The 16712-nt window shown below is 39.6% G+C and carries 15 protein-coding genes; 10 read left to right on the top strand and 5 right to left on the bottom strand.

What is annotated here, in order from left to right:
- Positions 1 to 18: 18 nt before the first annotated feature.
- The 3 genes from DXX94_RS15095 to DXX94_RS15105 form a co-directional block, all read right to left on the bottom strand.
- A complete protein-coding gene (locus tag DXX94_RS15095; protein ID WP_116017145.1) occupies positions 19 to 486 on the bottom strand; it encodes a hypothetical protein in 468 nt (155 codons plus the stop codon).
- Positions 487 to 590: 104 nt separating this feature from the next.
- The gene (locus DXX94_RS15100) at positions 591 to 2516 is read right to left on the bottom strand and encodes a bifunctional diguanylate cyclase/phosphodiesterase (RefSeq protein ID WP_116017147.1); all 1926 of its coding nucleotides are present in this window, start codon (positions 2514 to 2516) and stop codon (positions 591 to 593) included.
- A 22-nt stretch (positions 2517 to 2538) separates the two neighbouring features.
- Entirely contained in the window at positions 2539 to 3129 is a 591-nt protein-coding gene (locus DXX94_RS15105) for a transglutaminase-like cysteine peptidase (protein WP_309545222.1), read from the bottom strand.
- Positions 3130 to 3417: 288 nt separating this feature from the next.
- On the opposite strand from DXX94_RS15105, the gene DXX94_RS15110 reads away from it, so the two are divergent.
- From DXX94_RS15110 to DXX94_RS15130, 5 genes are read left to right on the top strand one after another with little or no spacing between them, the layout of a single operon-like run.
- A complete protein-coding gene (locus DXX94_RS15110) occupies positions 3418 to 4653 on the top strand; it encodes a hypothetical protein (RefSeq protein WP_147302299.1) in 1236 nt (411 codons plus the stop codon).
- A complete protein-coding gene (locus DXX94_RS15115; protein WP_116017151.1) occupies positions 4643 to 5425 on the top strand; it encodes a hypothetical protein in 783 nt (260 codons plus the stop codon). Before DXX94_RS15110 ends, DXX94_RS15115 begins: the two co-directional genes overlap by 11 nt.
- Positions 5426 to 5427: 2 nt before the next feature.
- Positions 5428 to 6564: a glycosyltransferase family 4 protein gene (locus DXX94_RS15120; protein WP_116017153.1), complete on the top strand. Its 1137-nt coding sequence runs from the start codon at positions 5428 to 5430 to the stop codon at positions 6562 to 6564.
- A gap of 12 nt (positions 6565 to 6576) precedes the next feature.
- Positions 6577 to 7770: a hypothetical protein gene (locus DXX94_RS15125; protein ID WP_116017155.1), complete on the top strand. Its 1194-nt coding sequence runs from the start codon at positions 6577 to 6579 to the stop codon at positions 7768 to 7770.
- 5 nt (positions 7771 to 7775) lie between these two features.
- Positions 7776 to 8861: a glycosyltransferase gene (locus DXX94_RS15130; protein WP_147302300.1), complete on the top strand. Its 1086-nt coding sequence runs from the start codon at positions 7776 to 7778 to the stop codon at positions 8859 to 8861.
- On the opposite strand, the gene DXX94_RS15135 is transcribed toward DXX94_RS15130, so the two are convergent.
- Positions 8830 to 9642 (bottom strand): glycosyltransferase, encoded by an 813-nt coding sequence (locus DXX94_RS15135; RefSeq protein WP_181901570.1) that lies wholly within the window; start codon positions 9640 to 9642, stop codon positions 8830 to 8832. The two genes, DXX94_RS15130 and DXX94_RS15135, sit on opposite strands and share 32 nt — an antisense overlap.
- Before the next feature lie 552 nt (positions 9643 to 10194).
- Here DXX94_RS15135 and DXX94_RS15140 point away from each other — a divergent pair.
- From DXX94_RS15140 to fcl, 5 genes are all read left to right on the top strand, one after another.
- Positions 10195 to 10980, top strand: a complete 786-nt coding sequence (locus tag DXX94_RS15140) for a hypothetical protein (RefSeq protein WP_116017162.1) — start codon at positions 10195 to 10197, stop codon at positions 10978 to 10980.
- Positions 10981 to 11138: 158 nt separating this feature from the next.
- A complete protein-coding gene (locus DXX94_RS15145) occupies positions 11139 to 11684 on the top strand; it encodes a putative colanic acid biosynthesis acetyltransferase (RefSeq protein WP_116017164.1) in 546 nt (181 codons plus the stop codon).
- Entirely contained in the window at positions 11681 to 12919 is a 1239-nt protein-coding gene (locus DXX94_RS15150) for a WcaI family glycosyltransferase (protein ID WP_116017166.1), read from the top strand. Before DXX94_RS15145 ends, DXX94_RS15150 begins: the two co-directional genes overlap by 4 nt.
- Before the next feature lie 117 nt (positions 12920 to 13036).
- On the top strand, positions 13037 to 14092 hold the full coding sequence (gene gmd / locus DXX94_RS15155) for a GDP-mannose 4,6-dehydratase (protein WP_374188838.1): 1056 nt from the start codon (positions 13037 to 13039) through the stop codon (positions 14090 to 14092).
- Positions 14093 to 14097: 5 nt separating this feature from the next.
- Complete coding sequence (gene fcl / locus DXX94_RS15160; RefSeq protein ID WP_116018573.1) at positions 14098 to 15078, top strand: GDP-L-fucose synthase; 981 nt, start codon at positions 14098 to 14100, stop codon at positions 15076 to 15078.
- 69 nt (positions 15079 to 15147) lie between these two features.
- Here the strand turns inward: fcl and DXX94_RS15165 are convergent, their stop codons facing one another.
- Positions 15148 to 16551 carry an undecaprenyl-phosphate glucose phosphotransferase gene (locus DXX94_RS15165; protein WP_116017170.1) on the bottom strand — a complete coding sequence of 468 codons (1404 nt, stop codon included), beginning with the start codon at positions 16549 to 16551 and terminating at the stop codon, positions 15148 to 15150.
- Between the last annotated feature and the right edge of the window lie 161 nt (positions 16552 to 16712).

Here is a 16712-nt window from a genome sequence, read left to right on the forward strand (position 1 = left end):
TTTTTAAAAATGACAAAATTAGTTTGCAGAGGCTGCGTCGGTTGAATCACCAGTTCCGCCATTACGGCCACCAATAACTGGCGGGGCTGTTGCCGCAGAAGCTGGCACAATTGCCGAGTTTCCTGCTGCTGTTGGCTCAGAAAGGGTTGCTGGATCACCACCACCTGCAATGGCTGCTAGCAAAATGTCTGCTGGCTGCATCAAGTTTGTATCTGCCGCCGCTTGCATAATTGCTTGATGTTGCTCTGGTTGCGAGTTGTTAATCGCCACTTCAATTATTTGATCGGCAACGCTTGAACACGAGGTTAAGTATGTAGTTAATACTTCATTTAAATTCGCTTGCTCGTTAATAGCACTGACAATTGGCGAAGTGAAATCACTACAATTGATCGCTGTTGCGTCGGTTAATTCAGCACTGTCTTGTGCTACAACTGCCATACTGGTAATACCAAGAAATAGCGTCGTCCCTAAAATTGCTTTCTTCATCTTTTTCTCCAGCGTTGCTCTTAATAAAGCAAAGAGCATCTCGTAATTTTATAAACGAATGTTTAAAAAATCAACAGATTGTCTGAGCTATGTTTAAGTTTTCTTTATTTAGCTTCGGGTTTGCCTACAAAATAACCTTGATAGTAATCACAAAATAGCGACTGCAAAATATCTAGCTGCTGTTGTGTTTCAATGAGCTCGGCAATTACCTTTATATTGAGATTGTGAGCAATATTGATTAGCGACTGCACAAACAATTGATTTTCATTTGAAAGGGCGAGCTGTTGGGTGTAGCTGCCATCAATTTTGACATTATCAGGTTTAATTTGCATCAAGAAAGAAAACGACTGAGTTGTTGCACCGAAGTGTTCAAGTGTAATGGCGCAGCCAAGTTGTTTTAATGCCTTGATTAGCTGAATAATTCTTGTCGCATTCGCCTGCAAGCTTTGTTCACTTATTTCAAAGCACAAAGCGCCACACAATTGAGGCTGGGCTGTGAGCTTAGCTAATAACCAATTGATAAACTCGTCATTGCGCAATGAAGCGCGGCTGATATTAAGAGCTAGCGTTAAGTCACTTTGCTGTGCTGCTTTAAGGCCTTGCTCAATAATTAATTTATCAAGCTCGGTAGTCAGCTGATATTTTTCCGCGACTAGAAAAAGCTGTGCCATTGAAACTTCGCGGTTAGCATCTGACAACCTAGCGAATACCTCAAGCTGACTTGTATTTTTTGCGTTATCACAAATAGGTTGGAAAACCAGATCTAACGTTTCCTCTGCCAATAACTGTTGAACATAGGCTTGCCAATCAAGGTTTTCTTGAGGGATTACCATATCTTGAGCCAGTGCCCAACCGTTTGCGTTCGTTGTCGCTTCTTTTAAAGCACTGTCTGCTGCGGCAAGTACATCAGTGGCAGATCCATTACTATTAATGGCACTAACGCCAATATGAGCAAAGGCACTAACGTTGTGGCGACTAGGGGCTTGACTAAAATATTCAGTTAGCTGTTCTGCCAATTGCTGAATTTCTGATTGGTTCGTGCCTTTAGCAATTACCGCGAGATCTGAACCACTGATTCGAAATAACGTTTGCGAATCATGTGTAATTTTAGTTGATATAGTGGCGGCTTGTTTAACGTACTCATCGCCAGCAGCATAGCCAAGTGATTTATTCACATCACTTAGCCCTGTTAAGTGGATAATCAGCAGGTGTCCCTCTGAACTGGCTTCTTGTGCGGTAAATAAAGCTGAAAGCTGATTGTTAAAAGCTCTTCGATTGGGTAGTTGTGTTAGCTCATCAACAAACGCAAATTGACGGTATTTCTCACTTTGCTGACTTAACTCCGCAAACATGTTTTTTAGAATATATGACATGCGATTCATCGCATTGACAAATAAGCTAAGTTCGCGAGGTTTGGGAATATCAGTAACTTGAATAAAGTTGCCTTGGCAAATTTCATCTGCTTGTTTAGCAGCGCGATGAATTGCATTAGTAATGGTCTTTAGTAGCCAAAACACTAGACTACCCGTGAGCAAGAATAATCCAAACACCATTATTGATATTGCCTTAGCACTCGTCCACAACTGCTGATAAGCATAGCCAGGGTGAGTTGCCAAGGTGATGGTTCTAGGGCTTTGCCAATTGATCAAAAATTCAGTACTACCAGTAGGTGTTTGGATTGGGAACATCGCGGTAAACCAAGCTGGAATACTTTCATCAGTACTCGGATTTTCTAATTGGTATAGTAGTTTTGATTGTTGATCGGTTAAGCGAATATACTGGTAATAACCACTATCGAAAATAACGTTAATTCTCACCTCGGCGATAGCTTGATACAACTCCGGGTCGTTAGCAGCTTCAGAATCACTTTGAATGGTGTGACCTAAAGAAGTGACGGCGTCTTGTGCGTGAACCGCTAGTTGCTGGCTAATAAAATCTTTGGTGCTGGCGACATTAATCCACAATGTCGCTGCAAAGACCAATAGCAGTACTGAAGCTAATCCTAAATAAAGCTGTTTAGATAAACTCATTTCAATCTCTTCTTTATTGTTGTTATTTGCCTTGTTCGATTCTAACTAGCATGTTTTCCCACATGCCATGTCCTGTATTTCTTAGCTTTTTACCACGTCCTTGAGCTTTTGCAGCCCATAGGCCATCACCGTTGAAGCTATACACTGGTTTTAGGTCACGCCTTAAGTTTGCGGGTAAAATACGTTTATTCAAATTGTCCAAAAGCAGCGGCATCGCATCGGGTGTTTCAAAATAGGCCAACACCATATGAGCTTGCTTGATCGATAGTGCTTGCACGTACATGAGTCGTAATTTTTCTTTTGGAACACCAAGCGCGGTAAGCGTAAAGTATTTTGCGATACTGAAGTCTTCGCAATCGCCTGCGTTCTTCCCTAAAAACTCGACCGGCGTCGCCCAGTAGTCTTTTTGTCCCCACACTTGGTTGTCATCAACAAAGCGCAATTGGTTGAAAAAACGATTAACGGTGTAAAGCTTTTCTTTTTCGGAGTCGTTTTGGTATTCAGATACGATATCACGCCAACGAGTAACACGTTCTTTAGCATCATCCCCGTATTCTAGTTCAACGCTATGTAATAAATTTTCTGGAAAAAGAGAAAGTTGCCTGTCTGCCAAGCTGAAAAAACTTAGCATCAATAGTATGGATAAAGATAAGTAAAATAAGCTTTGATTGCTCGGCCGCGCAAACAAAATGATTCCTCAGCGTTGTCTGTCAAAGCATCTTATTGTTATGATTAGCAACAATCAATTGATTTTGCTCTACTAATTAAATCATTTATGGTTGAAAAAAGGTGAGCAATTTGCCTTGTACCATAACCTTAGCCGAACGGACTCTCCTTGCAGCAACATCTCAATCGAAAAAGCATATTAAAAAAAGCTGTTGCTAGTTCGATGGTGTCGAAGGTGGTAAGTTTTTGTTATCAAGTATTTTCACTGCCTTTATTGATGGCTTTTTTAGGTGTTGAAAAGTATGCCATTTTTGCAATCTTTTTAACGTCAATTGGTTGGGTGTTTTGGTTGTCGAATAGCCTATCACCTGCTGTTACTCGAATTACTGCTAGAAATGGTATTACGCAAATAGCTCATCGGGTTTATCTTGCAGCCAAGAAAGTGACATTTTTTATTGCTGTGGTAGCTGTTGTTGGTGGGGCAGTGTTAACGCTTGTGCAGCTAAATCATCAGGTAATGTCACACTTTAACCTTCACGACGTATTATTATTACTTCTGTTGTCTCTATTAGTGATGTATTACTCAGTAGCAGACTCAGTAAGACAAGGTGTTGGCCAGCAACATATAAACAATCTTTATTTTTCAGGCGCGAATGCCATCACCATTGTAAGTATTTTTGTTATTGCAAAGATGAACTGGCACGAGAGTAGTAAATTGCCTTTGGCGATAGTGGTTACTTATTTGCCTTTATTTATTATTAAAGTAATTAACACCTTTCAGGTTAATACTAAGTTTAAGGTTAAGCCATTAACACATACCTATAACCCGAAAAAAGCGTTATTAAAGCTTCTTTTTGGTGTTGGCTCTGCAAATTTATTTATTCAGCTTTCAGTTCTAACCAATAAAAGTGTAGTGTCATTTTTTGTCATCGACGCAAGTTTAGTTGAAATGGCTAAGTTGGACATTGCCTTTCGCTATTTTACGATTGCTGGTACTTTCTTTGCGACAATTCAAGCACCACTCTGGCCATTGTTAACCAATGCATATAAACAAAAAGAATATAATTGGATTCGTATGTGGCAGTTGGTACTTACTATCGGATTTGGTGTTATTTCTTTAGTGCTATTTGCTGTGACGTATTTGTATGGTGAGCAATTGTTTTTGCTTTGGAGTCAAGCCGCCGTTGTTATCACCCAACAAGAAATAATGTTGATGTCGGGTTACTTTTTAACAATTGCGCTAAATCAAGCACACATTATATTGTTGATGGGGAAAAGTGACTTTGCATTTATAGCTAAAAGTTTATTGATTGAAGCTGGCGTATTGATTCTTTTGATTTTTAGTCAGCAATTTGAACAATCATTATTAGGAGTGATTCAAGCGCTAATAGTTGCTCGTATTATAAGTTCGCTGCCAATGTTGAGTTGGAAAGTATGGTATCAACAAAGGGGCGCTGCACTTGAAAGTTAATAATCACTTTGTCAGCTACGCTGCTGGTACGTTTGAGAATAATATTCCTTTGAACCGACTTTTTGCAAAGCTATTTTTGCGGCCTAAAACGATAACCTATCATTGCCGAAAAGATTTAGAGCAGACGACATTTTACTTAACTAATAAAGACATTTTGAATGAGCTGCGTGGTGCAGGTTACTGGGCGTGGAAACCATATTATATTCTTGAGTGTATGAAAAATGTGCCAGAAGGCGACCTTATTATTTATCACGATTGCGGATTTGGTTATCGTTTCAAGCACTTTATTTACCCTAGATTATTGATTAAATTTGCCGAGCAATATGGTTCGTTTCCAGGGGTATTCATACCTGAGCATGGCGCGAATAAAAAATGGACTAAACAGTTTGCTTTTCAGCAATTAGGCTGTGAGCAAAGTCGTTATAGAGAACAACCACAAATACAGGCGACTTTTTCTATTTGGAAAAACTCACCTAAGAATCGGGAATTTATACAAGCGTGGTTAGCGGCATGTACTGATCGAGCTTTAGTCACTGATGATGAAGTTACTGGTATAGATAACGATGTTGAATTTGTTGAGCATCGCCATGATCAATCTTTGCTTACACTATTGGCACTTAAAGCTAAATTAACACTTCCTAATGCAGGTGATGAGGTGATTCCATTGAATAAATCTATCAGCATGGTTGAGTTGTATTTTCGTGCAAAGTCCTCGTTCGTTTATAAGCTGATTTATCGAACCGTACTAGCTATTAAAGGTATAAAAAAATAACGATGAAAGTGTGTTTAGTTGACCCTATAGGAACAGGGCACCATGTTGAATATGTGAAAGCCGCACTTACTCGCTTTGAGGAACTAGGTGTTCAAGTTCACTTTATTGGCGCAGCTGATATTTCAGATGCAATTAAAGAAAATATCAATAGCTATACGGTTTTGGAGGTAGCGCAAATAACTGGTTTTCTATCGAAAGAGCGCAATAAAATAGCTTTTGTGAGGCGTGCATATGATATTGCACTTCAGCAAGAATGTGAGCTTATTCACTTTCTTTATTTAGACAGGCATATTCGCGCTTTATATTTCTCTGGCTGTATTAAGCAGTTACCTATCGTTGCGACATTGCATTGGGGCTATATGATCTCAAGTTTATGTCAAACACTTCGTCAAAAAGCGGCAGGGTTTATTGATGCTCAGTTACTTAAAAATCTTAGTAATGCAGGCTTGTATCTATGTGTACATTCAGAAAAGCTAGCATCAATGTTGCCGTGTCGACAAGGTACAGTTTCGGCAATCAATTATCCGATACAAAGTGACTATAAGTTTAATGAACAAGAGCGTAGTGAATATAGAGCAGAGCTTGATGTGGGGCAACACGAAAAGCTGTTACTGTGTTTTGGTGGCACAAGAATAGACAAAGGAGCTGATAAGGCGCTAAAGGCATTGGCGTTTCTTTCTGAACAATACAAGTTGTTAATTATTGGTGCAGAACAAGATATTCTTTATAGTGATTTAGCAACTTTGGCTAAGGAGCTTGGTATACAAGAGCGAGTTATATTAAAAAAAGAGTTTGTTGATGATGACAAAGTAAACCGAATCTTTTCAGCTGCTGATTGCTTGCTATTACCTTATGATGAGTCTTTTTCTGGACAAAGTGGCCCGTTAACTATTGCCGCTGCCATAGGGGTGCCTGTTGTTGCTTCAAAAGCGCTTGTCTTGGAAGAAACGATTACTAAGTTTGAATTAGGGAACATTCATCAATGGGGGAGAGATACTCAACTAGCGCTAACGTTAAGCAGTATTAATTCTCCTCGTAAACTTTGTGTGAAAGAGTTTCTTAGTACAAGCGGTTTCGCTGAATTTAGTCGAAGGAATGTAGCGATATATCAAAATATAACTTCTCTAAAATATGAGTAGCGTAGAATTATTATGAATTATTTGAGAGTTAACGGTTCTCAGCTTGGTCTTGTACTTTACTTTTGCGGGGTATTTATTTCTTGGCAAATTCAAGCGCTAGGTATCTTACCAAGATTCTTGGATATTGGGGTGATATTGATTTTGTCATTGGCACTAATGTTTGTAGGCAGAGTGACAACTTCTAACAATAAAAGAGATAATCTATTTATTCTTGCTGGTTTAATTATTCTTTTGCTTTATGCCCTCCTAAGTTCACTAGTCATCAATGATTATAAAAACTTAATTTGGAGCTTGTTTGGATTCGCTGCTTTTTCTGTATTTTATTCATTAAATATTGAAAAAACTAACTTAAGCTATTTGGCGTTTTATTTCGCTTTATTCTGCTGTCTTGTATATTTAGCGCAACTATCTACAAATAGTGCTTTAGCGATAAATTCGCTGGTTAGGCATACAGCGACGGAGGAAAATAAAGCATTTGGTTTAGTTTCTTATACTGCTATCGCCGCACTGTGTTTTTCTTTAGCGACTATTAATAGCTCGCTTAACTATAGAAGGTTATTTTTAATCTATCTTTTTCAAGCTCTTGTCTTTTTTCTTGTCCTAATTTCAGGGGCTAGGTCTCCTTTGTTTGGTCTTGCTCTAGCCCTGCTATATATCAACTACATATTATTTCGACATCCTATGTTAAAAAGGAACAAGGTAAATATTTTGCTCATTGGTTTTGCAACTATAGTATTAGGCGCATTTTTCTTTGACTCTATTTCCTTGCGTTTTTTTGCATTTATAGACTTTTTGAGTAGAGGTTTACTTACCTTATTTAATAGTAGTGGTTATTTTGCTGACGCTGCAGCATTGGCAAGGGTTTATCAACGAGAGATAGCGCTAAATCAGTTTGTTGAACACTTCTATTTTGGTGCTGGGTTTAAGTATTTTTGGGTAGACTTCCCTCTGCTGCAGGCATTTTCAAATGGTGGTGTTTTTTTTGGAGGGGTATATTTATTAGTTTTTTTTATTTACCCATTTAAGCATTCGATAGTTACCTTATTTTTTAATTCCAAAGCTTCTTTAGCTGGCCAATTATTGTCGTTGCTTTATTTATGTAATTCACCACGCTTGTTTTTGCATGGGCAACCGTACGATTGGCAGCATATGCTCTACGTGATACCTGCTGTTGTATATTTTGCAAGGACTCAAAAGTCAGGGTGAGCAGTGTGAGAACAAGAAAGTTATTAATTATTCAACCGTACTTAACGCAATACCGTTTACCTGTTTTTCGGGAGTTAGCGAAGTCTTTTCCGATAGCGCTGTTGGCTAGCGAATCAAGCTCATTTGGAACGATAGAGGAGGGTGACAAGGCTTTGCTGAATTATATTCCTAGCCAAGAAGTGCATTGGTTTAGTGGTAAATTAATGTGGCAAAAAGGAGTGTTAAAGAGCTTTTTACGTATGAATCCAGATAAACTGTTTATTACCGCTAACCCTCGCTACTTAAGTTCCTGGTGCTTGATACTGCTTGCAAAAATGCTTGGGAAAGAAGTCTTCCTTCATGGGCAAGGGCGATACAATAAAAGCAGATTAACAGTCCAGCAACGGCTACAATTCTGGCTTTTTTCACTGCTGAGCAAAGCCTATATTTGCTATACCGAGAGTTGCAAAAGCTCATTGCGCGATACTGCAATTTATAAAAAGTCTGCTGTGGCAGAAAACTCTATTGCTAATGATTTTCCTGTTAAAAAAAAAGATGAATTGGCAAATGGCATCTTTTTTGTTGGCCGCCTCAGAAGAGGTTGCAACTTAACATTGCTGCTTAATGCTGTTACTAAAATAAATGCGAAGCGAGAAGAAAAGCTAATTGTTCACGTCATAGGTTCTGGTGAAAATTTAACTGAATATCGGCAAAATTATCATGAGAACACTATATTTTATGGTGAAGTTTATGATCAACAAAAAGTAGCTGAAATATCACAAAAGTGCTTTGCTGGCTGTTATCCGGGTGATGCGGGCTTAAGTGTATTGCATTACATGTCGTTGTCTTTAGTGCCTATAGTACATGAGCAACTAGATAAACATATGGGGCCGGAGCCGAGCTATATTTCATCGGGCGTAAACGGACTTATGTTTAAACGTAACGACGAAGAATCATTGATTAAACAGGTCGAGCAGCTACTTGCAGAGCCTCAAAGCACAAAGCAATTACAACAAAAAGCTTTTAATACTTATATCGAACTAACTAAGCCATCTCTTGGGCAAAGGCTAGCAAAGATAATTAGCGGTTATGATAGTAATAACTGTTCTTAATTTTATCGTGTTGAGCCATTTCAGTTAATAAGGCATGCAGCTTGTTTTTTGCTCTAATGCGAACTTCTTTAAATGCTAGCTGCCTGCTTTTCCTTGCTTCGACATGAAATAGCCCATCCTTTTTAGCATGAATAATTGTTTCTGCTATCTCGTTGGCTAACTTAGCACTTTCTTTTATTGAAAAACCTTGGAGCTGTTCAATAGCTGCTTGCATGCAACCCCGTTGAGTCCCTATAAGAAGTGTGCCAGATGAAGCTGCTTCATATAACACTAAAGGTTCAGCTTCATTTTTATATTGTGTTGGAAAGATAAAGCTATCAACAGAGGAATAGAATTTATCTTTGTTTGCCCCATATAGTGGGCCTAGGTATGTCAGTTGTGGAAAATTTTTTACAGCTAGTTGAACGAGTTTCTTCGAAGCGTTATCCGCGAATGGGCCTGCAATCTCTGCGGTAAAACTGATATTTTTATCATTCAATATTCTACAAACAGAAATAAAAGTACTTAACCCTTTTTCAATACATAAATTAGATAAGTAGCCTAGCTTTAAACTTTCAGAAGTTTTTGATTGATTTAACTCCTTATCGAAAAAAGCCAAATTTGACAGTACGACAATGTTCTTTGCTTCTATTTTATAAAGGCTAGATAGTTTGGTTGCCATTCTTTGCCCTAATACAATATGTTTGGCCTTTTTTCCCGCTATTTTGTTAACAATAAAGAAAAGCTGGCTATGGGCATTAAGATAATTAAAAGAGTGGTGATGAATATATATTTTATTCATGAACAGTCGGGAAATTGTTAGATAAACAATATCGTAGACTAAGCCCTTACCGCCATTAATAGGCCTATAAACAACACCTTTAAAGTTCCACGCGGATGCGAAGCAGAATCTAATGTAACATATCAATGTGTGAAATATTTTCACCAAAGTCCAAATCTTACTGGGAAATAGTTTCGCTAAATATGAGGGTGCAGTATTAATAATGTTAGGCGATTCTTTATAGTGTCTTGTTTGATTTTTTATCGCTAAGTTAATATTTGACATGCCGTGAACTGGCGCGGGTAAATCAATTAAATAAATCAAATCAATATTCTCTCAATATTAGCTATACTGATAGCGGCTCGCATTATAGTAATTGTGTGAGAATTAAATGACTAGGCTTATCTTAATTGTTCTGTGATATTAAACTTAGCTGTCAGTTTTTTTTACAAACTGACTGGTTGAAGAAAATCTGAGGTTTTTAACCGCTTGAATTTATTGGTGATTAATTTTCGGTTTGTTTTTTGCATCATTGGTCGTGTAGTGTTGTAGCTGTTTGAAAGGAAAGTAGTTTTGAAGTCAGTATTTAAAAGTTTGTTTTTAATGCTTTTAGCCCCAGTTGCCAGTGCCAACCTTTTAGTTAATGGTAGTTTTGATGACACTGGGAGCCCACAAGAGTTTCAAAGTGTCGCGTCGGCGCATGCATCTCCAGGAACTGAACGGTACCTAGATACATTGGACGTCCATAAAAACTGGGGGATCTTTACAGGAGTTCCTGGTTGGTCGGTTATCCAAGGTGATTTTATTGAAGTGTTACATACCGGTGCTGATACAGATGCAGATGGCAATAACTTTAGTAATAACGGCGTATATGATGATGGCGACGTTAAAGCACACACTGAAGGGTTATTTGTTGAGCTAGATTTAGATCAAAGCATTAATAATCAGTCAATTAATGCGGCAATCGGACAGACGCTAATTGACTTAATGATTGGTGCTACGTACGAAATTGAATTTTATTACCAGCCTCGTACAGATATTGTTGATGACAATGGTATTGCTGTAAGCTGGTTTGATGGGGATTTGACAGGCTTTGACTCAGCTCAATCAGTGCTTGAAGTTGATGGCGAAGCTGATACATGGCAATTACGTACAGACATTGACGATAATGGCTGGTTAAAATATACAGCGCTAGTTGAAGCAACAAGTTCAACCATGTCCATTGCTTTTGCTGGTCAAGGTGGTGTTAATGGACGTGGCGGATTTATTGACTCAGTTAGTGTTACTAAGGTTCCTCTACCAGCTACGTCGCTTTTATTGCTGACATTAATCCCGCTTATCGGTCGTTTCCGTAAGTAAGCTATCACTTTAGAATACGAATAAAAGAGCAAGCTAAGCTTGCTCTTTTTTATTGTCTCTATATATTGTTTTTACATATTAACCAAAATGTTTGTAAGCAACTTAAGTAGTTGAGGTGCTTAATTTATTTCGTAAAGTCTTGTTAAGGCTAGCCAGCAATGCAAAATTTGACTCTATTTAAAGTGCCAAAGGGGTTTAGAGGGCGTAGCGCTATGACTGTCCAGCTCTGGTGGTTAGTTCAAGCTACGCTTTTTGCGTGGTCTCCTCAAATAATGTATCGCTGGCGAGCTTTTTTGCTGCGTTTATTCGGTGCGACAATCGGACGCAATGTGGTGATTCGACCGAGTGTAAAAGTCACGTATCCCTGGAAACTTTCCATAGGGGACAATGCATGGGTCGGCGATAACGTTGATTTATATACGCTAGGGGAAATAACGATTGGCAGAAATGCAGTCATTTCTCAGCGCAGCTACCTGTGTACAGGAAGCCATGATTTCCAAATAGTGTCATTTGATATTTTTGCTGAGCCGATTATTGTTGAAGAGGAGGCTTGGTTAGCAACTGATGTATTTGTTGCCCCTGGAGTGACAGTTGGTCGAGGAACTGTTGTCGGTGCGCGAAGTTCAGTTTTTAAGGATTTGCCGGAGCAAATGGTGTGTTTAGGCAACCCAGCTAAACCAATTAAAGAAAGGACACTAAAGTGAAATTGCTGTTGTTAAGCTTAAATCACGCACCAGAGTTAACGGGGATTGGCAAATATAATGGCGAACTTGTTGATGCATTAAGCGCAAGAGAGGTTACCTCCTATGTTGTTACCGCACCGCCATACTACCCAGACTGGCAGCGTCATAAAGGCTATAAAAACTGGTGGAGTTCAGAACAAGACGGAGAGTTTGTAGAAGTTTATCGTTGTCCTCTCTATGTACCTAGCAAGCCATCTACGTTAAAACGACTACTGCATTTGGCGAGTTTTGCATTATCGTCGGCCTGTCGCTTATTAACATTGCTGAGTAAAAAGCCTGATGTTGTTTTTGTTGTGCAACCAAGCCTATTTTGTGCGCCAGTAGCATTACTATACAGCAAGTTAACGGGAGCTAAATCGGTATTACATATTCAAGATTTTGAAGTTGATGCGATGTTTGGCTTGGGAATGAGCAAAAGCTCTGTGCTAAAGCGCTGGGCACAAGCATTTGAAACTTTTTTAATGAAGCGATTTGATATCGTTTCTTCAATATCCTTTAGCATGCTGGAACGCGCAAAAAGCAAAGGTGCCAAAGATAATCAATTGCACTATTTTCCTAATTGGGCGGATTTAGCCTTTGTCACTCCTTCCATATCTGGCGAATCGCTGCGCGCTCGCTGGCAGCTCGAAACAGATGATTATGTTGTGCTTTACTCTGGAAATGTTGGTGAAAAGCAAGGCTTAGAAATAATATTGGATGCCGCTCAGGCGATGAGAGATCAAACAACAGCAAACAAACCAAAGGTGAAATTTATCATTATTGGCAATGGTGCAAACCGTTTGCGCTTGGAAGAGCAAGCAAGCGTCAGAGGCCTCACTAACATCCAGTTTAAGCCCTTACAACCGTGGGAGCTCATGCCACAAATACTAGCGATGGCTGATTTGCATTTAGTCGTGCAAAAACGTGGTGCAGCAGATGCTGTGCTGCCTTCCAAGCTGACCAATATTTTATCCGCAGGAGGACATGCGTTAGTGACCGCTGAGGCTGACACAGAGTTGGGAAAAATTGCTGAAAAGTTTCCAGGTATTTATGATTGTATCGAACCAGAAAACCCAGCTTTGTTCGTTGATGCACTGAATAAACTTGCTGCCAATGGGCGTCAAAAGGCAAATATTATTGCTCGTCAATATGCAGAGCAAAATATGGACATAAACAGTATTTTAGATTCATTTACTGATCGATTAGCAAAAAGCTAAATGTCACAAATAGTAAACAATAATAACCAGTAGTAACGGATAAATAATAATGGAAAATAAGTCGCGTTAATCACAGGGGTAACTGGGCAAGATGGCTCTTATTTAGCTGAATTCCTGTTGGAAAAAGGTTATGAAGTGCATGGTATCAAGCGTCGGGCATCGAGCTTTAACACCGAGCGAATTGACCACATATATCAAGACCCTCACCTGGATAACAAAAGTTTCTACTTACACTATGGAGATCTTACTGACACTTCCAATTTAACCCGTTTATTGTCAGATATTCGTCCAGATGAGGTATACAATTTAGGGGCGCAAAGCCATGTAGCGGTCTCGTTTGACAGCCCTGAGTATACTGCTGATGTTGACGCAATTGGCACTCTCAGGCTTCTAGAGGCCATTCGCTTTCTGGGATTAGAGAAGAAAACACGCTTTTATCAAGCGTCTACTTTTGAGTTATACGGACAAGTGAAAGAAATTCCACAAACAGAAACTACACCTTTTCATCCTAGATCACCTTATGGCGTAGCCAAAATGTATGCTTACTGGATGGTCGTTAATTATCGCGAAGCGTATGGCTTGCATGCCAGCAATGGTATTTTGTTCAATCATGAATCACCTCGCCGTGGTGAAACCTTTGTTACGCGCAAAATTACGCGGGCGTTAGCCAATATTGCTCAAGGATTAGATTCTTGTTTGTATTTGGGCAATATGGATGCGCTGCGCGATTGGGGACATGCACGCGATTATGTAAAAATGCAATGGATGATGCTTCAACAAGAACAACCAGAAGATTTTGTGATCGCAACGGGTAAACAATACTCTGTTCGACAGTTTGTTGAGCATGCGGCTGATGAACTAGGTATTAGCATTGAGTGGCAAGGCACTGGTGTAGATGAAATCGCCGTTGTTAGAGCAGTAATGGCTGAGCATGCGCCAAGTGTTAAGGTCGGTGAGGTGATAGTTCGAGTTGATAAAAAATACTTCCGACCTGCTGAGGTAGAAACACTGCTAGGCGATCCATCAAAGGCTAAGAAAAAGCTAGGTTGGCAACCTGAAACTAGTTTCGAGGCAATGGTTCAGGAGATGGTACAGCATGGTTTGGCTATTGCTAAACAGCACGCTTTACTCAAGTCTAATGGATTCGATGTGAGCATGGCGGAGGAACGTTAGTGTCTATGCCTAATATTAAGCCAAAGCAACGAGTATTTGTTGCGGGTCATAAAGGCATGGTAGGTAGTGCATTGGTCAGAAAGCTAGCACTAGAGCCCAGCATAGAATTAGTAACTTGTGCTAGAAAACAACTAGACCTTACTGATCAGCAAGCCGTATTTGAATTTTTAGCTGCTCAAAAAATAGATCAAATTTATTTAGCGGCTGCGAGAGTCGGTGGTATTCATGCCAATAACACTTACCCTGCTGAATTTATTTATGAAAACCTCGCTATTCAAAATAATATCATTCACGGCGCCCACCTAGCCGACGTTGATAAGCTATTGTTCCTTGGCTCGTCATGTATTTATCCCAAACTAGCATTGCAGCCAATGGCCGAATCCGCGTTGTTAACCAATACGTTAGAGCCAACTAATGAGCCCTACGCAATTGCGAAAATTGCTGGTATCAAGATGTGCGAATCATACAATCGACAATATGGGCGGCAATATCGCAGTGTTATGCCGACGAACTTGCATGGCTCTAATGATAATTATCACCCAGAGAACTCGCATGCTATTCCTGCACTTATTCAGCGATTTCATCAAGCCAAAATACAAGGTGATAGTAAAGTGGTTGCGTGGGGCAGTGGCAAGCCGATGCGAGAATTTTTGTATGTCGACGATATGGCTGATGCCAGTGTCTTTGTTATGAACTTAGACAACAAACAATATCAGGCAAGTACCCAAGAGATGCTTAGCCATATTAATGTAGGAACAGGTGAAGATTGCACAATTAAAACCTTAGTGGAAACAGTTGCCAAGGTTGTAGGTTTTGATGGAGAAATCGTGTTTGATACTTCTAAGCCCGATGGTGCACCGAGAAAGCTAATGGATGTTTCACGACTCAGCTCTTTGGGCTGGCGTTACCAGATTAGCTTGCAAGAAGGCCTTGCTCATGCATACCAATGGTATGTTGATAACGTTGAGCAGGCCAGAAGCCACTGATATATTTTAAACCTAGGATACAGGCTAAATTTGTTAATTGTGACAATGGCTTAGCCTATTTGCTGAAAACTAATAAGCATTTTTATTCACAAAGCCTGTAAACAAGGTGTGCACTAGAATTCTTAGGTCAAACATCAGTGACCAGTTTTGAATATAAAATAAATCATATTCTACTCGTTTAGTCATTTTATCTAGCGTGTCTGTTTCTCCCCGCCAGCCATTAACTTGCGCCCAGCCAGTTATGCCTGGCTTAACTTTATGTCGCAGCATATAACCACCGATTAATGAGCGATATTCTTCGTTGTGTTCAACGGCGTGGGGGCGTGGGCCAACTAGCGACATTTCACCTTTTAGCACGTTAAAGAGTTGTGGGAGTTCATCTAATGAGGTGCGGCGAATAAAAGCGCCAACTTTGGTCACTCTGGCGTCAAATCGAGTAGCTTGTATAACTTTTCCTTCAGTTTTGGGCACTAACTGCATACTGCGAAATTTATATATGTTGATTTCTTGACCGTCTAAGCCGTAGCGATTTTGTTTAAAGAAAATAGGGCCCTTGGATGTCATTTTTACCGCGCAGGCAATCACTAACATTGGAATTGCTGTAAGGGGTAAAATCAGCAAGGTTAAAACTAAGTCTTCAAGTCGTTTAAGTGACTTACTAAATCCTTCAAATGGGGTATCAAATACGCTCAGTGTTTGCATAGTACCAATATGCTGCCAACGAGCATGGAGTAAGTTGTAAATGAAAAAGTCTGGAATAATATGCACAGTTGCGGTCGAGTCGCTAAAGCCTGTTAATATCGCTTGTATGCGATCTTCTGCCTTCATGGGCAGGGCGATGTATATATGGTCAATATCGTTGTTTTGTTTAGCGAGGGCGATTGCATCGTCGATACTTCCCAATAGCGTATGATCTTCGCTGCCGCTAAATCGGCTTGGGTCCCTGTCATCATAAAAACCAAGTAGTTCAAGGCCAAGCTCTGGGTTTTCCTTAATTTGTTTTGCCAGTTTATCGCCTGCATTGGTTAAACCTACAATAACGACTTTTTTTAGATTTAGACCTGTGCGGCGGAACTTAAATAAAATGGCGCGAAAAATTACCCGCCAAATATTTAGCGCGATTAAGGTTGAAATGAACCAAAGGCCAATTGCCAATCGTGAATAAATTGACCCCGTTTTGGTGAAGTAGGCAAGGGTAATTAGTACCGTACAAGTTAGTCCCCATACTAGGCTACTGTATGCCATCATAGTGAACGTAGTCGAAGTTCGCCATGAACGATATAGCTCAAAGGTTTGGCTAAGAAACAGAAAGCTAGATAGCGCAAGTAATAGCACTACCAGATAATTGATATCTAACGTGATTTGTTTAGTTAACAGGATGATTAAGAATAAACCTGAAATAACGACTACATCTACTAGTCGGTATAGTGCAGAGAAGCTGCTTTGAATCGTGGTAAGTAAACCATTGTACATGTTTTTGTAAAAATATTGTTATCAAGTACAGGGCTGTTTATTTTGCTTGGTGCCCACCCGTAAGTCAAAATATAAAATAAATCATGAAGATAGTGTCAAGTAATTTAACACTTCCCGCTAGCCCTTGCTACTTCAATTGTTAGCAATTGTCTGTATAATCA

Origin of the sequence: Thalassotalea euphylliae (assembly GCF_003390375.1) — a bacterium.
Classification (GTDB): Bacteria; Pseudomonadota; Gammaproteobacteria; order Enterobacterales; family Alteromonadaceae; genus Thalassotalea_F; species Thalassotalea_F euphylliae_A.